The sequence below is a fragment of the Arthrobacter ulcerisalmonis genome (assembly GCF_900609065.1).
Classification (GTDB): Bacteria; Actinomycetota; Actinomycetes; order Actinomycetales; family Micrococcaceae; genus Arthrobacter; species Arthrobacter ulcerisalmonis.
This window is the reverse complement of record NZ_UXAU01000013.1, coordinates 14640-37025: the sequence shown is the minus strand read 5'-3', so window position 1 is coordinate 37025 and position 22386 is coordinate 14640. Positions and strand designations below refer to the sequence as shown.

Here is a 22386-nt window from a genome sequence, read left to right as displayed (position 1 = left end):
CAAGAGCGGCTACCCACCCGCCACGGACTGGATCACCAGGATCTCCTGGCCAGGCCGGACTTGGGTGGCCAGTCCGTTCAGCTGGCGCACCTCGTCGCCATCCACGTACACGTTGACAAAACGGCGCAACGCACCCGTTTCATCGCGAATTCGCCGACCCAGAATGGCGAAGTCGGCCGTTATCGCATCAAGGAGCTCGGCCACCGTCATGGCCCCCACTGTGGGCGCAGTCAGCACCGACTGCCCGCCGGCCAGGGGCTGCAGGACGCTCGGCAGCACCACCGAAATCTCAGCCACCCGCCACCACTGCAGCCCTGACACACAAGACATCGGGAAGATGCGCCGCCACCTCGGTAAACGTCTCCCCCTCGTCGGCACTGGCGTAGACCGCCCCGCCGCGCGTGCCAAAATACACGCCGGCGGGCTCTGCGGCGTCCACACTGGCGGCGTCGCGCAGGATGCTGTTGAACTCACCGTCCGGCAATCCGGTGCGTAACTTCTGCCAGGTGCCGCCAGCATCGTCCGTCCTGTGCACGGCGAGTTCAGCGTCCGGCGGGATGCGTTCGCCGTCGGCCTTCAACGGGATCACCCAGGCTGTGCCGCCGCGTTGCTGGTGCGTGAGCATGACGAAGCCAAAGTCCGCGGGCAGGCCATCGGCAATGGAGATCCAGTTCTCGCCGTTGTCGTCCGTACGGTACACGCCGTGGTGGTTTTGCGCGTAGAGGCGGCCGTCGACGGCGGCGTCCCCGGCTATTTTGTGCACGCACTGGCCAAATTCGGGGTTCGGATCCGGCATGAAGTACGCGGAAATGCCTGAGTTTCGCGGTTCCCAAGAGGTCCCGCCGTCGGGCGAGCGATAGACGCCGCCCGTACTCATGGCGATGTGCACGGTGTCATCGTGGCGTTGGGCCACAATCGAATGCGCTGCGCCACCGCCGTAACCCTCGCCCCACTCGCTGCGGTGCGGATGGTCCCAGAGGCCACGGTTCAGCTCGAAATGCTCGCCGCCGTCCGTCGATTTCCAGACCGAGATGGGTTCGGCACCCGCCCACACCACCCCCGGCCGGTGCTCTGCGTCCGGGTAGATCTGCCAGATTCGTTCAAGCGCGACGCCGGTGTCCCCCGGGAAGGTGATGGCACCCGCCTCGGGTTCGGACCAGGTCCGCCCCAGGTCATCCGAGTGCGCCACGGTGGCACCCCAATGCTCGCTCCGGATGCCCACCAGGATCCTGGTCCGGCCGGCGCGGGTATCGATTCCGATGCTGGGAATCTCCGTCATGAAGAAGTGCGGGCCGGTCCAGGTCCACTCGTTGCGGTCGGCGCTGGTAGCCAGCCACAGGCCTTTTTTGGTGCCTACTGCCAATAGATAACTCTCTGGAGTCGCCATACCTCCCATGCAACCACCGCCTCCGGGCCACCGCAATGGCCAGTTTTCCGAGCCCTAGAAAATAAAGCGAAAGTAGTAATTCGAGATGCTGGTGATGCGCTGTGTCACCACGTAGGCTGAATATCGCAAGGTCAACCGGCTGTAGACCTTTCCAAAAGCTGCTCCAGAGTGCGTATCCCCCAATAACGCACTCTGGAGCTTTTTTGTGTCCACTTTCCACCCAAAGATACCCCCAGGGGGTACTTGACGGATACCCCAAGGGGGTATAGCTTGGGAGCATGGAGCAGATCGACGCAACCCCACTGGAGCAGGCCGAGGCAAAACATGGCTACTCCGATAACAAAGACGCCTACCTGAAGCGCCTCAAGCGCATCGAGGGCCAGGTTCGGGGCATTGCCCGCATGGTGGATGAAGACAAGTACTGCATCGACATCCTCACCCAGGTAGCCGCAGTCACCAAGGCCCTGCACGCCGTCAGCCTGGGCCTGGTGGAGGAACACATCGGCCACTGCGTCGTGGGTGCCGCCGCAGAACCAGACCCCACCCTCCGCTCGGCGGCCATTGACAGCAAGGTCAAGGAAGCCACGGACGCCATCGGCCGGCTCCTGCGCTGACGCCACCCCATCCCCCGCATCCACCAACCGGCCCCCGGCCTGACGAAAAGGAACCCGATCATGAGCACCACCAACCCCGTCATCACCACCGTCAGCGTGTCCGGCATGACCTGCAACCACTGCGTCTCCGCCGTCAGCGAGGAACTTGAGTCCCTGGCAGGAGTTGAAGGCGTCGCCGTGAACCTCAATGCCGATGGCGCCTCCACCGTCACCATCACCTCCGCCGGGCCGCTCTCGCCCGCTGACATTGGTGAAGCTGTCGCCGAGGCCGGCTATATGGTCGTCGCCAACAACGCGTAAGAGTACCAACCACCCAGGAGGGTGAGATGAATCCGAATGAGCTGATGCCGCGCGCCCAAAATCGCGAGGTAAACCTGAATATCCAAGGCATGACCTGCGCCTCCTGCGTCATGCGGGTCGAGAAGAAATTGGGCAGGCTGGCCGGCGTGAGTGCAGCCGTCAACCTTCCCCTGGAGTCCGCCCAGGTGAGCGTGCCACCGGACATCACGGACCAGCAGTTGTTGGCATCAGTCGCCTCGGCGGGCTATACCGCCACGGTGCGGACCGACGTCGGGCACCACCCAGAACCCGACCACGACGACGCGCACGATCACCTCTCCCACGGTGGAACTGCGGCGACGCTCCGGCCCCGCCTGCTCCTGGCGACCGCCCTCACCCTCCCCGTCTTCCTCATCTCCATGCTTCCGGCCTTGCAGTTCCCGAACTGGGGCTGGGTTGCGGCGGTCCTGGCGCTGCCGGTGGTCACGTGGGCGGCATGGCCCTTCCACCGCGCGGCCGCCGTCAATGCCAGGCACCTGGCCTCCACCATGGACACCCTGGTTTCCATCGGCGTGACCGCGGCGTACCTTTTTTCCGCCTGGCAACTCGTGGCCAATCCAGCCCTTACGGCGCATCCGGGCATGGAGTCCATGACCGACATGGCAGCGGGCGGACTGTACTTTGAGGTGGCCGCCGTGGTCACCACCTTCCTCCTACTGGGCCGGTACCTCGAGGCGAACGCCAAGCAGAAGGCCGGCGACGCCCTCCAAGCCCTGCTGAACCTCGGCGCCAAGGACGCCACCGTGCTTCGCGCCGGCGCCGAAGTGGGTATCCCCGCAGATCAGCTGCAGGCAGGGGATGTGCTGGTGGTCCGCCCCGGCGAGAAAATTGCCACCGACGGCGAGGTGGTTGACGGTGCGTCAGCCGTGGATACCTCGCTGGTGACCGGCGAATCCGTGCCGGTTGAGGTCGGCCCGGGCAGCACCGTCACGGGCGCCACCATCAACACCGCGGGCCGACTCCTGGTCCGGGCCACCCGCGTTGGCGCCGAGACCACGCTGGCGCACATGGCGCGCCTCGTATCGCAGGCACAGACCGGCAAGGCCCCCATCGCTCGGCTCGCGGACCGCGTCAGCGCCGTGTTCGTCCCCGTGGTGCTGGTCATCGCCGTGGCCACCTTTGGACTGTGGCTCCTCGCTGCGGCGCCCGAGATTGCACCGGCGGACCTGCGCGCGGCGTTCACGGCCGCCGTCGCCGTCCTGGTCATCGCCTGCCCCTGCGCATTGGGCCTGGCCACCCCCGTTGGCCTCCTCACCGGAACAGGCCGCGGGGCGCAACTGGGAATCCTGATCAAAGGCCCGCAGGTCCTGGAAGACACCCGCACGGTGGACACCATCCTGCTCGACAAAACCGGAACCGTCACCACCGGGAGCCTTGCCGTGGACGCCACCCGCGCTTTCGACGGCTTCACCGAAGCGGAGGTGCTGCGGCTGGCAGCGGCCGTTGAGGTCGCCTCCGAACACCCTGTGGCCCGGGCCATCGCCGCGGCCGGAATCGCGCAAGGTGCCGCGGACGACGACGGCGCCCTCCCCTACGTCGTCGACTTCCGTTCCGAGCCCGGCGGCGGCGTCACGGGAACCGTTGCCGGCCGGCGCGTGGCTGCCGGCCGGACCGGCTGGCTGGTGCAAGCGGGCGTGCCGCTGTCCGCAGCGCAGAAGGACGAGCTGGCGGCAGCGGAAGCCGGCGGTGCCACGGCGATCTGGGTCGCGGTGGACGGTGCCGCTGCAGGCATTATCAGCCTGCGCGACTCCGTCAAGGACGGCTCGGCGTCCGCCATTGCCGCGCTGCGGGAACTGGGCCTGCGGCCCATGCTATTGACCGGCGACAACGCCGCCGTCGCCGCCCGGGTGGCTGCCGCCGTCGGGATCGCCCCGGAGGACGTGTTCGCTGGCGTGACCCCCGAGGGCAAAGTGGCCGCCGTCAAGGAACTGCAGGCTGGCGGGGCAACAGTTGCCATGGCCGGCGACGGCGTCAATGACGCTGCGGCGCTGGCCCAGGCCGACCTGGGGATTGCGATGGGATCCGGGACTGATGTGGCCATCGAAGCCGCGGACCTGACCGTGATGGGCAGCGACCTCGCCCAGGTGGTGCAGGCCATCCAGCTCTCCCGCAAGACCCTCGGCACCATCAAAACCAACCTATTTTGGGCCTTCTTCTACAACGCGGTGGGCATCCCTGTGGCGGCACTGGGCCTGCTGAACCCGATGCTTGCCGGCGCAGCCATGGCCGCCAGTTCCGTGCTGGTGGTGGCGAATTCGCTCAGGCTGCGCCGCTTCGGAAAGTAGGCGGGGACGGGTCAGGCGGGCTGGGCTCAGGCAGAGCGGGTTCAGGCGGCGCCGAAGCGGACCGCTGACCGGGCCTTGGCTTTGGCCGCCTCCACCTCACGGTCCTTGGGCGGCGCGGTACTCACCAGCGCCGCCACCAGGTGCTCCGTAATGTGGGCGATCTCGTGGACTGCCTCGTCAAAGGCTTGCTGGTTGGCCTTGGAGGGTTTGGTGGTGCCACTGATCTTGCGAACGTATTGCAGGGCGGCCGCCTGCACCTCCTCGCTGGTGGCATGCGGTTCAAAGTTTGAGAGCGTACGAATGTTCCGGCACATAGCCCCATGCTAGGCTCTGGATCGCTCCGAATCGAGCCTTTCCCGGCGATCGTCCTACGGTTCACTGGGGCCACGAACGGCGCCGACGCGGGGGTGGCTTGGGGGTGCGGCGGATGGGGAGAACGGCATGGGCAGGAGTGCCCATCGACACTGTTTTGCCAGCCGGGGTAGGTTTTAGGCAATGGATCTTCCGGATGAGCCGGGGGCCGCTGGGGATACCGGAACAATCCGGGTCCACCGATGACACAAGGAGAAACTGATGGCTATTTGGGGTGCAGACGTTCAGCAGCTTCGTCAGCTGGGCAGCAAGCTTCAGGCAGGTGCGTCCGAGATCGAGACGCAGAAGAACACGCTCACCAAGATCCTGAGCAGCACGAACTGGGAAGGCCCCGACGCGCAGAAGTTCCGCAACGAGTGGTCAGGTACCCACACCGCCATGCTCAGCAAGGTTGCTGAGGCGTTGAAGGAAGCTGGCGGCAAGGCCACCCGCAACGCAGAAGAGCAGGATCAGGCTTCCCGCTAGCCCCACGCTGGCAGGACCCGCAGGGCCCGGACACTTGGTGTCCGGGCCCTGTCGTTTAATCCCGGCAACAGCGGCTCGGCCCCGCAGTGCGGGGAGGGGGCGCGGCTCAGGGGACGGGTTCGACGTCGTTTGCGTGCCTGAGTGCCGCCCCCGCCGCAACGGTGCTGGCGTCAGCCGCGGCAGGTGCCCGCAGTTCGTCCAGGCGCACCAGGATGACGCCTCCGACGATCAGGGCGCCGCCCAGGAGTTGGATGACGCCGGGGAGTTCACCCAGCAGCAGCCAGGCCCACAGCACGGCGAACAGGACCTCGGTGAGGGAGACGAAGGACGCCACTTTGGACCCCAGCGCGCGGGCGGCCATGATGCCCGAAACGTAGGCCAGGACCGTTGCCAGGATGACCAGGCCGGCCACGGAGACCCACCACGGCGTCTGCCACGGTCCCAACGTGGTGTCGGCGGTGTTGAACGTCATGGGGAGCAGTCCGGTGGCCGCCGCCAGCCACATCACCACGGCACCGACCGTCAGGCCACCGGCGGCCAGGACCAGTGGCGGCAGCGTGTCGTTCTCCTTGGCGGTAATGAAAAAATACATGGCCAGGCAGACCGCCGCGGCTACGCCCCACAGGACGCCAACGACGTCGATCTTGACTGCCCCGGTCAGGTCCAGGACCAGCACGAGGCCGGCGAGCGACAGCAGGGTTCCGCCCAAGGTCAGGACCCGTGGGCGGCGCCGGCTGGCAATCCAGAGCCAGAGGACGATCATGACCGGCGCCAGGTACTCGAGCAGGAGGGCAACGCCCACCGAGAGCCGGGCCACGGCGTTGAAGTAGAACAATTGGCAGGCGGCCACACCGATGACGCCAAACAGGGCGATGGTCAGCCAGTTGTCCCGGAGTTGGTGCCACCGGCCCCGCAACGCCGGGATCGCTGGAATCGCAAGGATCAGGGCTGCGCCCGTCAGCCTGGCGGTGACAGCGGCTCCCGGACTCCAGCCGGTTTCCAGCAGTGATTTGGCGAATGAGCCGGAGATGCCGAAAACAGCAGAGGAGAACAACGCAATGCCCAGGCCTGAGGCAAGGAAGTTGGTGCGAAGGGGCCGGCGCCCACTGGTTACGGCAGGCACGACGGCCTCCTGTCAGGAGTAAAGTAGGGTTATGGTCATGACATTACGCCCGCTTGCCGTAAGGAGTCAAGATGCTGTTTGCCCCTGACACAGAGGTCGCCCTCCGCACCGTCGTGAATCTCATCAACTCCGGCGCCAATGGCCGCGAGGCCCTCGACACCTCTGCCGCCCTTGACGCTTTCCTGGCGGCCGAGGGCTTCACCGGCTCCCGTACCCGCGATGAACCCGAGCTGGCCAGCGTGCGGGCCCTTCGCAGCGACCTCTCCCAGCTGTGGACGGCGGGCGAGGACAGCGCAGTAGAGACCATCAATCGACTCCTCCGCGACGCCCACGCACTGCCGCAGTTGACCAAGCACGACGGCTGGGATTGGCACCTGCACGCCACATTGCCAGCCGCCCCACTAGCGGATCGCATGAGCACTGAAGCGGCCATGGCCTTGGCTGATGTGATCCGCGGCAAGGAGATGGACCGGCTGCGCACCTGCGAGGCCGAAGACTGCGATGCTGCCGTACTGGATCTCAGCCGGAACAGGTCAAAGCGTTATTGCGATACCGGAAACTGCGCCAACCGCAAGCACGTCGCCGCCTATCGGGCGCGCCAGGCAGCCACGACGGACTGACGCGAGCTGTCGCGGCGTCGGGTCTGGGCTGACCCTTCGCGCGGCTAAGCCTGCGTGGAGTCGCTTGGCCGCTCGTCCGTCGTCGGGGTGTCCCCTGCACTGCCGGGAGCCTTGCCCGGCGCCGCGGAGCCAGGGCCGCCGAAGCCGTGGCTGGAGCCCCGGGCCGAGCTGAGGTTGACGCCGGATCCTTTACCGAGGTGCTCGGCGTTGTCCTTGTAGCTCATGGAGAGCATGGCAGCGATGACCAGCGTCACGATGAAGGCGATGCCGGCACCGGTGAAAGCGAGGTCGAATCGAGGGGCTCGGGCGCTGCCGCCTGAGGCGAAAATCAGTACTGCCACGAAGGCCACCACCGCCCAGAAAGCGGAAAACATGAGCGGGCCCTTCACCGAGGTCCGCAGATTGCGCGGTTTGCCTTGATGCTGGTCTGCCACGATGATTCCTCCCTGCAGGCGCCACAATGGCAGTCCTGGGTTTGATGCGGTGGGTACACGATATTTTCTACAGGAAGTAGAACCGTGCGTCTCCAGTTTACGGGGTAGTTGCTCCACTGCGGGCATCGTGTTTGAGCGTCAGGCCCGCCAGGGCCCACAACACTCCCGAAATGATGGCGCCACCGCCGGCCACGCCGAGCAGGGCGTGCGCGCCGAGGCTGGTGAAGAACGGCAGCAGCACGGCGGTACCCAGGCCGATCACGCCGGAGGCGATCCAGTCTTTTGCCATGACATGCTGGCCGCGGAGCCGGAGTCCTGCCAGAAGTTCAAGGGCCCCTGCGGCGCCGAGGCCCAGGGCGCCAATCACGGCGAAAAGCAGGTCGCTATGCAGGAAAACCACCGCAAAGCCCGCACCGGCGAGGGCAGCACCTGCCGCCGAAAGCAGCTTGCCCACCACGGATTCCCTGACCAGGCCCGTGGCGCCGATTCCACGGAGGAGCACCACACCGGTGGCCGCGAGGTACAGCCCGCCGGCCCAGCCCATCACCTCAATGGAGGGGGCAGGCCAAAAAATAGTGACGGCGCCAAAGGCCAACGCTACGGCCGACCGAAGCAGCACGGGTTTCCAGAGTTCGGGCAGCGCTGCGGCGTGGGAGGTGGTTCCGGCAGGGGTCAAGGGTTGGCTCACCGGACCAGTTTAGTGTGGTGCACTGGCTAGGCCGAACCCAGCACCATCCACCGATCGGAGCGGGCGCGCAGGCCTAGGGTCACTGCGCGCGCACTCATGTAACCCAGCGCAAACGCAGCCCACAACCAACCCAGTGCGGCCGGGTCCGATGATCCCTGCACTGCCGCCCCGGCGAGCAGTGGAGCATAGACCGCCACGTTGGCCAGTCCGGCCAGGGCGAGGTACCGGGCATCGCCGGCACCGATCAGAACTCCATCGAGGACGAAGACGTATCCTGCGAGCGGCTGGCCTGCCGCAAGAACCCAAAGCGCCAAGGCCAGGACGGCCTGCACCTGCGGGTCGGAGGTGAACAGTGCACCCACCCACGGCGCCGCAATGGCCAACAACACGCCCGTGACCAGCCCAAACCCCAGCCCCCACCGCGTCATGACGCGGGTCAGTTGGCGAGCTTCCCGGGCGTTGCCGGCGCCAAGTTCCTTCCCAATGAGGGCCTGCGCGGCAATGGCCAGGGCGTCCAGGGCAAAAGCCAGAAACGAGAAGATGGTCATGGCCAGTTGATGGGCCGCAAGGTTGACGGTGCCTTGCGCTGTGGCCACCAGGACCGTCGCCAGGATTGCCGCCCGGAGGCTCAGCGTCCGCAGCATCAGCCACGATCCTACCCGGCCCAAAGCCCGGATTCCGCGCCAGCTGGGCAGTAAGCCAATGCCGTGCCGCCGGGCATTACGCCCCACCATCACGAGATACACCGCCGCCATGGCCCATTGCGCCACGCTCGTTCCGGCGGCCGAGCCTGCCACGGACCAGCCCAACCCGTACACCAGCCAGAGGTTGAGGACAATGTTGAGACCGAACCCTGCTGTGGCCACCACCAGTGGGGTCTTCGTGTCCTGCAGGCCCCGCAACACCCCGGTGCCCGCAAAAACCAGCAGCATGGCCACCAAGCCCGGCATTGACCAGCGCAGGTAATCTTCCGCATACGTATGGACCTCGCCACGGGCGCCCATCAGGCCAACCAGCGGACCAGCCGCGACAAACCCGGCCACCGCTAGAAGAACGCCCAGCAGCAGAGCCAGCCAGACGCCGTCGCGCCCGGCGGCCAGCGCCTTCCCCAGTTGCCCCTGCCCCATCGCGCGGGCCACGGCGGGAGTGGTGGAGTAGGCGAGGAAGACCATCAGGCCCACCGCGGTGTGCAGCACCGCACTGGCCAGGCCCACGCCAGCCAGTTGGGCTACGCCCAGATGCCCCACAATGGCCGCGTCGGCGAGCAGGAAGAGTGGTTCGGCCACCAGGGCACCAAACGCCGGGACGGCAAGGCGGAGGATTTCCTTGGCGCGGCTGGGTTCGGGCCGCCCTGAGGCGGGGGTCGCAGGCTGGTGCACGAGTGCCAGCCTAACCAACCGGAGGCCGGGATGAGCCCGTGAGTTACCCCACGTAGCGTGCCATTTTATTGACTCTTCAACTATTAACCGCGAGGATGGATGTTCAAGCTTCAACGCTGAGCCGGCCTCGCTAGCTACTGTCCAGCCCCGCCCGACATCAGAAACGGTGAAACTCATGACTCAAGTACGTCTCAACACCCTTGCCATCACTGCCCTGCGCATCATCCTCGGCTTCCTCTTCGCAGCCCACGGGTGGCAGAAGTTCAACGAATGGACCATTGCAGGCACGCAGTCCGCCTTCACCCAGATGGGTGTCCCCGCAGCCGACTTCGCTGCCCCCGCCGTCGCCATCCTGGAGCTCGTCGGCGGCATCGCCCTGATCCTTGGCGTACTCACCAGGATCGTGGCCGCACTGCTGGTGGTCAACATGCTCGGCGCCCTCTTCCTTGTCCATGTCTCCGCTGGCGTCTTCGTTGCCAACGGTGGCTACGAGCTGGTCCTCCTGCTGGCCGCTGCTGCATTTGCACTGGCCCTGACCGGACCCGGCCGCCTCTCGGTGGACCGCGCCCTCTTCGGTGGCAAGAAGGGCAAGCTGGCGATCCTCGCCTGACCTTCCCGACTTTTTTACGGTCATTCCCCCAACGCTCCCGGACACCTGACGGCCTTTTCGGCATCCCTCCCGGCTTTCCTTTGGAAAGCTCCGGGAGGGATGCCGAAAAGGACGCGAAAGGTCCGGGAGCGTTGGGGTTTAAGCGGTAGGAAGTCCGGGGGCGTCACAAGTGGGGACGCAGCCGGGGGGAGCCCTAAAGTGGGCAGCATGAATGAGCCTGCCGCCAATTCAGTCACCCTCCGCTTCCTTGCCGCCCCCATGGACGTGGGCCACAGCGGATCAGTGGACGCCGGTACCGTCCTGGAATGGGTGGATAAGGCCGCCTACGCTGCCGCCGTGGGCTGGTCCAAGTCCTACTGCGTCACCGCCTACGTGGGAAACATCCACTTCGCCGATCCCGTCAACAGCGGCGACATGGTGGAGGTAGAGGCCACCATCGTGTACACCGGACGGTCGTCAATGCACATCCGCACGGTGGTTTCCTCAGGCGACCCCAAGGGCGGGCCTGCCACCATGCGGAGCCAGTGCATGGTGATCTTCGTTGCGGTGGGCGAGGACGGCAGGCCCATTCCGGTGCCACAGTTCCAGCCTGTCACGCCAGCGCAGATCGAGCAGCGGGACCACGCCCTGGCGAGAGTCACCGTCCGGGAGCAGATCGTCGAAGCCATGAACCAGCAGGAATATACCGACGCTGGCACCGCCGAGCGGGTCACGCTGCGCTTCATGGCATCCCCTACCGACGTGAACTGGGGCGGTAAAGTCCACGGCGGCATCGTCATGAAGTGGATCGATGAAGCCGCCTACGTCTGCGCCACCCGCTACGCAGGCAAAAACGCCGTAGCGGTCTTCTCAGGCGGCGTGCGGTTCTACCGTCCGCTCCGGATCGGGCACCTCGTGGAGGTCGAAGCCCGCCTGGTGTACACGGGCACCAAGGGCATGCACGTGGCCGTCCACGTCCGCTCCGGCGACCCCAAGGTGGGCGAGCTTGACCTCACCACGTACTGCCTCACGGTCATGGTGGCGCGCGACGACGAAGGCACCTCCGTGCCCATCCCGGCATGGGTGCCGCGCAGCGACGAAGACCTCAGGCTGCACGCGCATGCCCGCCACCTGTTGGAAATCCGCGGGACGGCTCCCGGCAATCGCCTGCCCAACCACCTGCTGACCGCAGCACGCGAATCAGGCGTCGAGGACTAGAAGCCGCCGCCTCCGGCGTCGGCCGCCATGTTGGCAAACCGCGAGTAGTGACCCTGGAACGCCACCACGATGTCCTTGGTGGGGCCGTTACGGTGCTTGGCGATCAGGATGTCCGCCTCGCCCGCCCGGGGAGATTCCTTGTCGTAAACATCCTCGCGGTGCAGCAGGATGACCATGTCCGCATCCTGCTCGATGGAGCCGGATTCACGCAGGTCAGAGACCATGGGGCGCTTGTCCTGGCGCTGCTCCGAGCCACGGTTGAGCTGCGAAAGGGCAATGACAGGAACCTGGAGTTCCTTGGCGAGGAGCTTGAGGGCACGGGAGAATTCGGAGACTTCCTGCTGCCTGGATTCGACTTTTTTGCCTGAGCTCATCAGCTGCAGGTAGTCGAGGATGACGAGCTTGAGGTCATGCTGCTGCTTCAACCGGCGGCATTTGGCGCGGATTTCCATCAGGGACATGTTGGGGCTGTCGTCGATGAAGAGCGGTGCGTCATTCATGCGGCCCATGGTCGTGGCAATTTTGGACCACTGCTCATCCTTGATGGTGCCCTTGCGGAGGTCCTGCAGTCCGATGGTTGCCTCGGCCGAGAGCAGGCGCATGGCGATTTCGTTCCGGCCCATTTCCAAGGAAAACATCACGGTGGCCAAGTTGTTCTTGATCGCCGCGGAGCGGGCAAAATCGAGGGCGAAGGTGGACTTACCCACTGCGGGCCGGGCCGCAATCACGATCATCTGGCCGGGGTGCAGGCCGTGGGTCAATTCATCGAGCTCGTAGAAACCGGTGGGCACCCCTGTCATGCCCTCACCACGATGGCCTGACGCTTCGATCTCATCCACCGTGGATTCCATGACGTCCTTCAACACCACGTAGTCCTCAGCGGTCCGACGCTCGGCCACGGCGTAGACCTCGGCCTGGGCCTGGTTGACCAGGTCCTCCACCTCGCCGTCAGACCCGTAGCCCAGCTGGACGATCTTGGTGCCAGCGGTCACAAGCCGGCGCAGGACAGCCCGTTCGGCAACGATTTCCGCGTAATATCCGGCGTTGGCTGCGGTGGGTACCGTCTGGATGAGCTCGTGCAGGTATGCCGGCCCGCCAATGCGGTTGATCTCAGCGCGTTTGGTGAGCTCGTCAGAGACGGTCACAGCATCGGCAGGTTCACCACGACCATAAAGGTCAATGATGGCCTCAAAGATGGTTTCGTGGGCCGGCCGGTAAAAATCCTGGCCGCGGAGGATCTCTACGACGTCGGCAATGGCGTCCTTGGAGAGCATCATGCCGCCCAGCACTGATTGCTCAGCAGGAATGTCCTGAGGAGGCTTCCGTGCTGCGTCCGAGTTGCGGGCAACCTCCACCGTGTCCAAGTGCGCGATTGACAAAGTTGCCGCCCTTCATAGGTGCCGGAGCGAGGGACCGCCCGGCAGGAAAATCGTCCTGTTCTTAAGGTGCGCCAAGCCCCGCACCCCTCTGCAACAGGTCTACAGGAGGGCTCTGACAATGTGCGCCGGAAGGCTCCCGCGCGGGTAAACACCTGGTTATCCCCAGAATCCACAGGTTTTCCACAGGCATGACCATGACGTGGGCGCAGGAACAGTTGGTCTCTTCGCCGGATGGAGCACAGGCGTGAAGGAGAGCCGCAAGAATAGGTACTCCGCTACGCTAGCCGCCCGCTCTCCAGCCGCCAAGCCCACTCCCGCTCGACCCTGTGGATAACCTGTGCACTACCCCGCCCAGCTTGTGCACAGCCTGTGGGCAACGTTGTGGAAAGAAAAAATCTTTACTCGCCCAAAGTCATCTGACCTGCGTAAACAATCAAACCAGCATGTGGAGTAAATATTTCTTGAAAGGAATTTCATCCACAGTGGTTTGGGCACTGCTGCCGCTGGACCGGGCACTGCACCGGATCTGAATGGCTGTGTTGTCGATCTCAACCTGCATGTATGCCGCAGCGCGCCTACGTTATCCACGAATAATGCCGATGCATACCAGGTGACGAATATTGCTGTGGATAACGTGCCCTTGGCATAAGATTCAAGGAATGGAAGCGGCCAATCACCGTTGGCGCCCATTACTCTCTCAACGCACAACGAATGGCATTAGACGATGGAATCGCTCGTGGCCCCTGTTCTCATCCTTTTGGCGGTCCTCGCGGCAGTCCTCCTCACGGTTCGCGCCTTGGGGAAACGGAAACCGGCCGGCTCATCGGCGTCCGTCGCGGCTGATAAACCCAGCGCTGCGGGAGTCGACTTGGCTCGCTCGGCTGCAGCCAACCTCTCCGAAGAGCAGCACCGCCGCATTTACGCCTTGATCGCCCAGGGCCAGGCAGTCGCTGCCATCAAGGTGTACTTCGACGCCACCGGCGGCGGCCTCCGTGCCTCGCGTGACGCCGTCGCAGCCCTAGCAGCCCACCCCCAGCCTTACCGTCATCCCCAGCCCTCGACGCCCGCCCCGGCAGTCGAGGACGCCGCTGGCCCCGAACGCTTTACGTACCGGTACCGTGCCATTGCCAGCAAGGGCGAGCTGACCCGGGAGGTCAGCTCCAACATGCTCAACGATGAAATCTACGGCCAGATCCGGACCCTCGCCCAGAGCGGCGAGACTGAGGCGGCTGCCACGGCATTGAAGCGCCACTCCGACGTCTCACTGGATCAGGCACGCGAGTTCATCGCCCTTCTGGCTGACTAGCCCCGCTGAACGCACCCGTGCCGGGCCGCTGGCTAGCGGCCTGCAGACATGCCCGCCAAGAGTTCTTCGAAGGGCAGCGATTCCAGGGCCGCTGGCTTGGTCTGCGGCTGCGCGCCCTTCAGGAGATCTGTGAGCTCACCGGCGGCACGGTCCACCCGGTCTGACAGCGGCGAGGCGCCCTGTTCCGTGGACCCCCAGTCCTGGGGTCCGGCAAACACGGCCGTGGCCGTGGTCCGGGTCCTGAGGTAGCTGAACAGCGGTCGCATCGCGTAGTCCAGGACCATCTGGTGCCGATCCGTTCCACCGGTGGCACCCAGAAGCACGGCCTTGCCGGTCAGTGACTTCGGGTCCAGGACATCAATGAATGACTTGAAGAGCCCACTGTAGGACGCGCTGAAGACGGGCGAGACCGCGATGATGCCATCAGCAGCTTCAACTGTCGCAACTACGTCTGCGAGCTTGGGTGCGGCATAGCCCGTGACGAAGTTGTTGGCGATGTCCACGGCCAAATCCCTCAGTTCGACGACGTCAATCACCACGTCGTAGCCCGCTGCGCCGAGTTGGCGCTGCGCCGACGCCGCCAGCTGGTCAGCCAGCAGTCGGCTCGACGACGGGACGCCGAGACCGGCAGACAAAACAACGATGCGGCGAGTTTCCATGGCAATTCTCCTCAGGCTGGCTATATTCAGCATACATGCATATGCATCTATATGCGTAACGGCAGGAAACTCTGGACTATTCCCGGACCAGGATGGCGACCCCATGCCAGACTGGGCCCGTGAAGGAAAACAAGACCAAGCCCACGGGCATCTCCGTACCCGAGTTCCTCACCGCCGTCGAGCATCCCGTGCGCCGTGCCGATGGGCAGGAACTGGCCGCCCTGATGGCCAGCATCACCGGTCACGAGGCCACCATGTGGGGACCCACCATTGTGGGCTTCGGTTCGTACCACTATCGCTACGAAAGTGGCCGGCAGGGTGACGCCGCGGCGGTGGGGTTTTCGCCGCGCAAGACAGGGCTGGTCCTCTACGGTCTTACCTACGGGCCCGATGCAGCCCAACAACTCCCCCGGCTGGGCAAACACACCACCGGGGCGGCCTGCCTCTACGTCACCAAGTTGGCCGATATCGACAGGGACGTCCTCGCCGAGATGGTCAGGACGGGGTACCAGCACGTCATGGCGGAACTGCACCACCCCTGAACCAAACGCAAAAGACCCCCGCCGCCGGAATCCGGCAACGGGGGTCTTGAAGCAGTACGAACTACTGCTGCTGGCTACTTACCAGCAACAACGTTCAGTTCGATAACAGCGGAAACGTCAGCGTGGAGGCGGACGTTGGCCTGGTAGGAACCAACCGACTTGATGTGAGCCGGCAGTTCAACCTTGCGCTTGTCGATGGTGCCAAGGCCAGCGGCCTCAACAGCGTCGGCAACGTCGGCCTGCTTGACGGTACCGAAGAGGCGTCCGGACTCGCCGGCCTTGACGGTCAGCTTGACCGGCTTGGCGGAGAGGGCAGCAGCCTGCTTCTGAGCATCTTCCAGGGAAGCGTGCTCGCGAGCAGCGCGGGCAGCCTTGATGGACTCAACCTGCTTCTCGCCACCCTTGGACCAGGTCAGGGCGAAGTTGCGGGGCAGCAGGTAGTTACGTGCGTAACCGTTCTTTACCTCGACAACATCACCAGCAGCACCGAGACCGGTGACTTCGTGGGTCAAAATGAGCTTTGCCATGTTAGTTCCCTTCCTTAACCGCGGCCAGCGCCGGAGTAAGGCAGCAGTGCAACTTCGCGGGCGTTCTTGATTGCCTGTGCGATCTTGCGCTGTTCCTGCACCGTGACGCCAGTGACGCGACGGGCGCGGATCTTTCCGCGATCGGAGATGAACTTGCGCAGCAATGCTACGTCCTTGTAGTCGATGACAGTGATGTCAGCGGCCTTCAAGGGGTTGGACTTTGGTTTGGGCTTACGGAGTTCAGCCTTAGCCATCGTGGAGCTCCTATTCTATGGAGCCCGTGGATATTGATCCACGGGATGGTGGTGGTCCGACGGCGACCCTCGCCAGCGTGCCTTGCGGCACGCTGGTGCGGTCCCGACGCCGGGCCGAATGAGTTTTTAGAAGGGCGGTTCGGAGTCGGGGCCGTTGCCCCAGCCACCTGCATTGGAGACCCCGGGCGTTGCCCAAGGATCATCCTGGGCAGCCTGCTGGTTGCCGCCGCCACCGTTCCAGGTGCCGCCGGAGTTGCCGCCCTGATTTCCACCAGAGTTGCCGCCGCCGAAGTTGCCACCGCCGCTGTTGCCGCCACCAAAGCCACCCTGGCCACCCCCGCCGGAGCGTTGGGTGCGGTTGACCTTGGCGTTGGCGTAGCGCAGGCTGGGGCCGATTTCGTCGACCTCAAGCTCGATGACGGTGCGCTTTTCGCCTTCTTTTGTTTCGTAGGAACGGCTCTTCAAGCGGCCGGAAACGATCACGCGCATGCCCTTGGTTAGGGACTCCGCTACGTTTTCGGCTGCTTCACGCCAGACCGCGGCGCGGAGGAACAGGGTTTCCCCGTCCTTCCACTCGTTGGACTGGCGATCAAAGGTACGCGGGGTGGAAGCGATGGTGAAGTTCGCTACTGCCGAACCTGACGGTGTGAACCGCAATTCCGGGTCATTGGTGAGATTACCGATGACCGTAATGGTGGTCTCGCCTGCCATCTACTGCCTCCTTGTTCGATCCTGGGTGAAGATTCGAGTCCTGCGGATGAAGAATGAAGAAAGGTACCGAAATTACTCGGCAACAACCTTCTGCTCTTCGGGGCGGGTGATCTTGGTGCGCATGATCGTCTCGTTGAGAGAGAGCTGGCGGTCAAGTTCCTTGGCGGTATCCGGCTTTGCGGTGAAGTTCACCACTGCGTAGATACCTTCAGACTTCTTCTTGATGTCGTAAGCCAGTCGACGACGGCCCCAGATGTCAACCTTTTCGATGGTTCCACCATCGGTTGTGATGACGTTCAGGAACTTCTGAAGCGACGGCTCAACGGTACGCTCTTCGACGTCGGGGTCGATGATTACCATCAATTCGTAAGGACGCATATGTGAACCCACCTCCTTTGGGCTAAGCGGTTACGGCATTTCCGTAACAGGAGGTTCATTTGCGATGAAGTGCCGAGCCCGCATCCGGAACGGAGGCAGGCGCAGCACAGACTTCCCAATACTAGTGCATTTGCTGCCTATAGGCGATTCGTCCTTCGCCGAGCCTACGTCCCCAGCAAACCCCGAGGACTGGCTGTCGCGGCTATGTGGAAAACCCCGGAGACTCATCGCATCAAAAGTTTCCTGACAGGCAACTTCTTGTCTTGATTAAATGCGTGGCCAATCTTGATGCAATACGGCGAGGAATCGGTGGAAACGTTGGGAGAGCCCGCACTATATTCGGTTCTACGGCTGGGAATCCGAGCTGCTGGCAACCGCTGGCAGCATGTTGCACAAGGGTCAGGAAACTGATCGGCGGGCAGCGCACGTCATTTGATCGTCAGAAGACAAGAAGAAGCTGGTCTCATTCTTTCCAAGGGTGGGGACCGCATGTCACTGATAGGCCGCAGCAAAGAGTCGGACCGGATTCTCTCTGTCATCCGTGGTCCCAAGGATTCCGCGCTTGCCATCATCGGCCGCCGAGGCTCGGGCAAGTCAGCACTCCTCGCGCAGATCCCCACGCTCTCCGAATACCGCACCGTCTTCTTGCAGGCCAGCGCCTCGGAATCGGATTGGCCCCTCTCCGGCCTGACAGCACTCCTGAACGGCATCGACGATCCGGTTCTGAGTCGCATCGCCGATGAACTGCTCCGCGACACTGTGGGCGCCATGAATGTCCCCACCGTGTCCAACATGCTCCTCAACGGTCTGCAGCAACGCTCCTCGGCACGCACCGTCATTGTGATCGACGACGCCGACCTCCTTGACTCAAGCAGCCAGGCCGTCATCGGTTTCCTTTCCCGCCGGCTGGCCGGCACCGACATCGCCTTGTTCGTCAGCGTCCGCGAAGAAATCCCGGACGGCCCCTTCAGCGGGCTCACCGTCCTGCAGTTGGGCCCGCTCAGCTACAGCGATACCGTCCGCATGCTGGAGGCAATTCCCGCAAAGCAGACCACGACGGCGGCCGCCCACCTGGTTGCCGCCGCCACCCAAGGAAACCCGCTCGCCGCCGTCGACCTCTACCGCCGCCTGCTGGAACGCCAGGCAGAAGGCAAGAACGCCTTCCCCGTCCCGCTCCCCTGCAAAGACAGCTTCCAGGCCGAATATGCGGCAGTGGTGGGCGCACTCAGCCGCGAGGCCCGCAGCGTCCTGGACCTGCTGTCGTTGTCCTACCGCAGCGACATCACTGCCCTCGAGAAGATCAACGCAGATGTGTGGGTAGGCGCCGACGAACTCATTGCCGCCGGCGTCATCAACCGCACCGGACACCACCTGCGTATCCGCGATCAGCTGCTGCGCGGGTTCGTTTTCGCTGGCATGACCCCCGCTGTCCGCACGGCCAGCCACCGAACCCTTGCCGAGGCCTCGGAAGCCGCCGACCCCTACGCTCGACGCTGGCACCTGAGCTTCACTGCGCTGGAACGCCAGACCCCCTTTGGTCTGCTCCGGCACGCCGTGGACCTGATCCGCAGCGGTGAGGTGGCGTTCGCCGTCGAGTACATCGAACGCGCCTTGACCATCAACCCCTGGGAAGCCGAGACCGCCTCCCGCTTGGCCACGGTGGCTGAACTCCTGTTCAACCGCGGCGAATTCGTCTACGCCCGGCGCTACCTTGACTGGGCCCAGCGGGTTACCCGCAACCCGGCCCTGATCCTGCGTCTGACCGGCCTGTCCTTCCAGATCCAGTTCATGCAGGGCGCCGCAGTCCGGTCCAGCATGGTGCTGCGCCTGGTCAAGGAGTTCGGCCGCCACGATCCCGGCTACTCAGCCAGCCTGCTGGCCGTTGGTGCGTTGTACTACGCCGAGCGCTGGGAGCTGAAAGACGCCACCGACCTGCTGCACCAAGGCATTGAATTCCAGGCTTCGGCCTCGGCTGGCGTCACCGCCATCATTGATCGCGCCACCTTGCTCACCGAGGCCATCAAGGGCAACACCGCAGCCATTGGCCGCAAGCACGAACCGGCCGGGAGTGCGCGGACCGCGAGCCTGCTTATCCAAGGCCGGGCCCTCAGCTACGCCGAACGCTACGACCACGCGCAGGAAGCCTTCGCCATGGTCCGCAGCTCAGCGGACGCCGGCAGCGTGAACTGGCGGGAAACCGCAGCGTTCCTGGCTATCGACAACGAAATCCGGGCCGGCAACATCCGGTCGGCTGCACGCCTCATCGAGGACCTGGAGCGGCACGAACCGGAGGTCAAGTACCACCGCGGCTTGCGGCACATGTACCGCGAATGGCGGGCACACGCCTTGGGCGACGAAGCTCAGGCCCAGGTCCACGCCGTCGAGGCCCAGCGCTACTCGGGCGCCGAAAGCCACGCGGCCACCACCGCCCAACTCGCTGCCTACCGCGGCCATTTCGCATTGCTCCGAGGTGACCTCGCCGAGGCACTTGCCCAGCTCACCCGCGCTACCGAAATCGGCCAAGGGTTCACCAACCCCACGCTGCTGCGCTCCGAAGCTGACCTTGTTGAGGTCCTGATCCGGATGGGCAGGCACCGCGAGGCCACCACGGCGCTGGCGAACCTGGAAGCCCGCTCGATCGGGCTGCGCTCCCCGTGGCTGGTCATGGTGGTTGCCCGCAGCCGTGCCATGCTAGCCGACGGCGAGCAGTCGCTCCAGCTGTTCACCCAGGCACTTGATGGCCGCGCCGCCCTCGAGTCGGTGCTCGAATGCGCCCGCACCCTGATGTGCTACGCCGAACGGCTCAGCGCATTTGGCCGGCTTCGGGATGCCCGCGACGCCCTGCTCCGCGCCAAAGTGATGTTTGACGAAGCTGGCGCCGATGCCTGGACCCAACACGTTGACGTCCTGCTGTTGGACGAACGGGTGGAACCGGCAGCCAAGCCGCAGGGCAACCCGGCAATGCGCCTTCTGGTCGACCACGAACGGGCCCTGGCCAAGATGGTGTCCCGCGGCATGCGCAACAAAGAGATCGCAGCAACCCTGTACGTCTCGGTCCGCACGGTGGAAGTTCGCCTCACCGCCATCTACCGGAAGCTCGGCGTGGAATCCCGCGCGCAGCTCACCGCACTGGCCGCCGGCAAGGAAAATCTGGCTCCGCAGCCGTACGTTTTGCCGATGCTCTAGGCACCACGCGCCAAGCACCTTCCGAAGGGCCGTTCCAGCGCTGCTGGGGCGGCCCTTTTCGCGCCCGTATCGGGTCCTGCGTCGCAGCAAAAATTCCTTGTGACACAAGGAATTTTTGGACTGAAACAGCCCCGTTCGCCACCTCATCCATGAGCCCGAAATGACAGCAATTGCAGGTACCCGCAGTATCCGCAGTGTTGGCTCCCCAGACCCACAATGGACCCCCTAAACAGCGGCGTCCGGACCCCCGAAGTGGCTAATTTTGCATCAAGGCCAACAACACAGGCGGAAGACGCCGGAAAGGGCAACTATGGTCGAGATCCCAGTAGCCAGAAGCCGGCGCTCAGTCCGTGAGTGGCCTGTTGCGTCAGTTGCTGCACAACGGACGACAACTCCGCAGTTGACGGCGGCGGAACCCGCAGGAACCCGGGTTCTGCGGCCGTCAACTGCCGGTTCAACAATTACCCCGGTCAAGTCCGAGGGCAGGCTCGCAGCCGAAGCCTGGAGCTCCGCGCACCGCAACCTGATCCGCGGCGCCGACACACTCTTCGTAGCCGGGGCGGTCGCCCTGGGTTACATCACCACCACCGCAGGCGCCACCAGCGGCCGCGCCGGTGTTGCCGCCGTCGTCACGGGACTCGTCGTGACGCTGAGCTGGCTCGCCTCCCTGGAGATTTACCACACCCGTGACGCTAAAGTCCTCGGCATCGGCGCCGACGAATACAAGGGGGTGGCCTCGGCCACCCTTCGGGTCTTCGGCTTGATGGCGATCTTCGCCGTGATTTTCTCCGTCGACGGCGCGGACGCATTCGTCACGGTGTCCCTGCCCGTGGGCCTGGCGGCCCTCACCCTGAACCGCTGGGCCTTCCGGCGGCGCCTCACCGCCGAAAAGGCGAAGGGGCGGCACCTGTCCCGCACCATCGTCGTCGGCGATCCCGAGGACGTCCGCTACGTGGTGCAGCAGGTCCGCAAGAAGTCCGGCGCCGTGTACGACATCCTGGGCGTCTGCCTGCCGGGTGCCCGCCGCGGCGGCAACTTCCGGGTGGAAGGCATGCCGGTGTCCGTGTTGTCCTCTACCGACGACATCGCCAGGGCAGTCAAGGTTGCCGACGCCGATTCCGTGATCGTGGCCGGCCCGCTGCCAGGTGGCAACAGGTTCATCCGCGAACTGGGGTGGAAGCTTGAGGAATCCTCAGCCGAACTGATCCTGGCAGCTACCCTCACCAACGTTGCGGGTCCCCGCATCCACTGGCGCCCTGTGGAGGGCCTGCCGCTGATGCACGTCGATATTCCGCAGTACTCCGGCGCCAAGCACGCCCTTAAGCGCGCCCTGGACGCCACCCTTGCCCTGGGCGCACTCCTGGTCCTCTCACCGGTCCTGCTGGCCCTGGCGATCATCGTCAGGCTGGACAGCCCGGGCCCCGTCCTCTTCCGCCAGGACCGGATCGGCAAGGACGGCCAGGTCTTCGGGATGTTCAAGTTCCGTTCCATGGTGGTTGATGCCGAGGCACAGCTGGCTGGCCTACAGCACCAAAACCAGGGCAACGGCGCCCTGTTCAAGCTCCGTAACGATCCCCGGGTCACCCGCTGCGGAACCTGGATGCGCAAGTACTCCCTCGACGAACTCCCCCAGCTGTGGAACGTGGTCATTGGCGACATGAGCATGGTGGGCCCCCGCCCGCCGCTCGGCAGCGAAGTGGTCGGCTACGAGCAGCACACCCGCCGCCGGCTGCTCATCAAGCCCGGCATCACGGGGCTGTGGCAGATCAACGGCCGCTCGGACCTGCCCTGGGACGAAGCTGTCCGGCTGGATCTCTACTACGTCGAAAACTGGTCAATCGCCGGTGACCTCATCATTCTTTGGCGCACGTTCCGGACAGTCATTCGACCGTCCGGCGCCTACTAAACATCAACCATCTTCGGGAAAAGAA

The 22386-nt window shown here is 64.6% G+C and carries 24 protein-coding genes; 11 read left to right on the top strand and 13 right to left on the bottom strand.

What is annotated here, in order from left to right; all coding sequences use genetic code 11:
• Window positions 1-9: 9 nt before the first annotated feature.
• On the bottom strand, window positions 10-330 hold the full coding sequence (locus PSET11_RS03555; protein WP_377947083.1) for a MoaD/ThiS family protein: 321 nt from the start codon (window positions 328-330) through the stop codon (window positions 10-12).
• Entirely contained in the window at window positions 290-1396 is a 1107-nt protein-coding gene (locus PSET11_RS03550; RefSeq protein WP_124090740.1) for a WD40/YVTN/BNR-like repeat-containing protein, read from the bottom strand. The genes PSET11_RS03555 and PSET11_RS03550 overlap by 41 nt, the downstream gene beginning before the upstream one ends.
• 269 nt (window positions 1397-1665) lie before the next feature.
• On the opposite strand from PSET11_RS03550, the gene PSET11_RS03545 reads away from it, so the two are divergent.
• Genes PSET11_RS03545 through PSET11_RS03535 form a run of 3 tightly spaced genes read left to right on the top strand, consistent with a single transcriptional unit; the run spans window position 1666 to window position 4625 of the window.
• Window positions 1666-2001 (top strand): metal-sensitive transcriptional regulator, encoded by a 336-nt coding sequence (locus PSET11_RS03545; RefSeq protein ID WP_124090739.1) that lies wholly within the window; start codon window positions 1666-1668, stop codon window positions 1999-2001.
• A gap of 60 nt (window positions 2002-2061) precedes the next feature.
• Complete coding sequence (locus tag PSET11_RS03540) at window positions 2062-2301, top strand: heavy-metal-associated domain-containing protein (RefSeq protein WP_124090738.1); 240 nt, start codon at window positions 2062-2064, stop codon at window positions 2299-2301.
• Window positions 2302-2327: 26 nt separating this feature from the next.
• The gene (locus tag PSET11_RS03535; protein ID WP_124090737.1) at window positions 2328-4625 is read left to right on the top strand and encodes a heavy metal translocating P-type ATPase; all 2298 of its coding nucleotides are present in this window, start codon (window positions 2328-2330) and stop codon (window positions 4623-4625) included.
• A 41-nt stretch (window positions 4626-4666) separates the two neighbouring features.
• Here PSET11_RS03535 and PSET11_RS03530 read toward each other — a convergent pair whose 3' ends face one another.
• Window positions 4667-4939: a DUF2277 domain-containing protein gene (locus tag PSET11_RS03530; protein ID WP_124090736.1), complete on the bottom strand. Its 273-nt coding sequence runs from the start codon at window positions 4937-4939 to the stop codon at window positions 4667-4669.
• 259 nt (window positions 4940-5198) lie between these two features.
• On the opposite strand from PSET11_RS03530, the gene PSET11_RS03525 reads away from it, so the two are divergent.
• Entirely contained in the window at window positions 5199-5462 is a 264-nt protein-coding gene (locus PSET11_RS03525) for a WXG100 family type VII secretion target (RefSeq protein ID WP_124090735.1), read from the top strand.
• Between the two features lie 106 nt (window positions 5463-5568).
• Here PSET11_RS03525 and PSET11_RS03520 read toward each other — a convergent pair whose 3' ends face one another.
• Window positions 5569-6585, bottom strand: coding sequence for an EamA family transporter (locus PSET11_RS03520; protein ID WP_124090734.1), 1017 nt, complete (start codon window positions 6583-6585; stop codon window positions 5569-5571).
• Between the two features lie 71 nt (window positions 6586-6656).
• On the opposite strand from PSET11_RS03520, the gene PSET11_RS03515 reads away from it, so the two are divergent.
• Entirely contained in the window at window positions 6657-7205 is a 549-nt protein-coding gene (locus tag PSET11_RS03515; RefSeq protein ID WP_124090733.1) for a CGNR zinc finger domain-containing protein, read from the top strand.
• A 44-nt stretch (window positions 7206-7249) separates the two neighbouring features.
• Here PSET11_RS03515 and PSET11_RS03510 read toward each other — a convergent pair whose 3' ends face one another.
• The 3 genes from PSET11_RS03510 to PSET11_RS03500 form a co-directional block, all read right to left on the bottom strand.
• Window positions 7250-7639, bottom strand: coding sequence for a hypothetical protein (locus tag PSET11_RS03510; RefSeq protein WP_124090732.1), 390 nt, complete (start codon window positions 7637-7639; stop codon window positions 7250-7252).
• A gap of 97 nt (window positions 7640-7736) precedes the next feature.
• Window positions 7737-8327: a hypothetical protein gene (locus PSET11_RS03505; RefSeq protein ID WP_203415898.1), complete on the bottom strand. Its 591-nt coding sequence runs from the start codon at window positions 8325-8327 to the stop codon at window positions 7737-7739.
• 26 nt (window positions 8328-8353) lie between these two features.
• Complete coding sequence (locus PSET11_RS03500; RefSeq protein WP_124090731.1) at window positions 8354-9706, bottom strand: MATE family efflux transporter; 1353 nt, start codon at window positions 9704-9706, stop codon at window positions 8354-8356.
• A gap of 175 nt (window positions 9707-9881) precedes the next feature.
• Between PSET11_RS03500 and PSET11_RS03495 the strand changes: the two genes are divergently transcribed.
• On the top strand, window positions 9882-10316 hold the full coding sequence (locus PSET11_RS03495) for a DoxX family protein (protein ID WP_124090730.1): 435 nt from the start codon (window positions 9882-9884) through the stop codon (window positions 10314-10316).
• 207 nt (window positions 10317-10523) lie between these two features.
• Window positions 10524-11513, top strand: coding sequence for an acyl-CoA thioesterase (locus PSET11_RS03490; RefSeq protein WP_124090729.1), 990 nt, complete (start codon window positions 10524-10526; stop codon window positions 11511-11513).
• Here PSET11_RS03490 and dnaB read toward each other — a convergent pair.
• Window positions 11510-12892 carry a replicative DNA helicase gene (gene dnaB / locus PSET11_RS03485; protein ID WP_124090728.1) on the bottom strand — a complete coding sequence of 461 codons (1383 nt, stop codon included), beginning with the start codon at window positions 12890-12892 and terminating at the stop codon, window positions 11510-11512. The two genes, PSET11_RS03490 and dnaB, sit on opposite strands and share 4 nt — an antisense overlap.
• A 724-nt stretch (window positions 12893-13616) precedes the next feature.
• Between dnaB and PSET11_RS03480 the strand changes: the two genes are divergently transcribed.
• Window positions 13617-14198, top strand: coding sequence for a hypothetical protein (locus PSET11_RS03480; protein ID WP_124090727.1), 582 nt, complete (start codon window positions 13617-13619; stop codon window positions 14196-14198).
• 32 nt (window positions 14199-14230) lie between these two features.
• On the opposite strand, the gene PSET11_RS03475 is transcribed toward PSET11_RS03480, so the two are convergent.
• Window positions 14231-14857, bottom strand: coding sequence for an FMN reductase (locus PSET11_RS03475; protein WP_124090726.1), 627 nt, complete (start codon window positions 14855-14857; stop codon window positions 14231-14233).
• A gap of 119 nt (window positions 14858-14976) precedes the next feature.
• On the opposite strand from PSET11_RS03475, the gene PSET11_RS03470 reads away from it, so the two are divergent.
• Entirely contained in the window at window positions 14977-15399 is a 423-nt protein-coding gene (locus tag PSET11_RS03470) for a DUF1801 domain-containing protein (protein ID WP_124090725.1), read from the top strand.
• A 74-nt stretch (window positions 15400-15473) separates the two neighbouring features.
• Here PSET11_RS03470 and rplI read toward each other — a convergent pair whose 3' ends face one another.
• The 4 genes from rplI to rpsF form a co-directional block, all read right to left on the bottom strand.
• Complete coding sequence (gene rplI / locus PSET11_RS03465; protein ID WP_124090724.1) at window positions 15474-15926, bottom strand: 50S ribosomal protein L9; 453 nt, start codon at window positions 15924-15926, stop codon at window positions 15474-15476.
• 14 nt (window positions 15927-15940) lie between these two features.
• The gene (rpsR, locus tag PSET11_RS03460) at window positions 15941-16180 is read right to left on the bottom strand and encodes a 30S ribosomal protein S18 (RefSeq protein ID WP_003800144.1); all 240 of its coding nucleotides are present in this window, start codon (window positions 16178-16180) and stop codon (window positions 15941-15943) included.
• A 126-nt stretch (window positions 16181-16306) separates the two neighbouring features.
• Window positions 16307-16891, bottom strand: a complete 585-nt coding sequence (locus tag PSET11_RS03455) for a single-stranded DNA-binding protein (RefSeq protein WP_124090723.1) — start codon at window positions 16889-16891, stop codon at window positions 16307-16309.
• A gap of 72 nt (window positions 16892-16963) precedes the next feature.
• Window positions 16964-17269: a 30S ribosomal protein S6 gene (rpsF, locus tag PSET11_RS03450; protein WP_124090722.1), complete on the bottom strand. Its 306-nt coding sequence runs from the start codon at window positions 17267-17269 to the stop codon at window positions 16964-16966.
• A gap of 489 nt (window positions 17270-17758) precedes the next feature.
• Here rpsF and PSET11_RS03445 point away from each other — a divergent pair, with 489 nt between their 5' ends.
• Together PSET11_RS03445 and PSET11_RS03440 are read left to right on the top strand one after the other, a co-directional pair.
• Complete coding sequence (locus PSET11_RS03445; protein ID WP_124090721.1) at window positions 17759-20455, top strand: LuxR family transcriptional regulator; 2697 nt, start codon at window positions 17759-17761, stop codon at window positions 20453-20455.
• A gap of 310 nt (window positions 20456-20765) precedes the next feature.
• Entirely contained in the window at window positions 20766-22361 is a 1596-nt protein-coding gene (locus PSET11_RS03440) for a sugar transferase (protein ID WP_124090720.1), read from the top strand.
• Window positions 22362-22386: the final 25 nt, after the last annotated feature.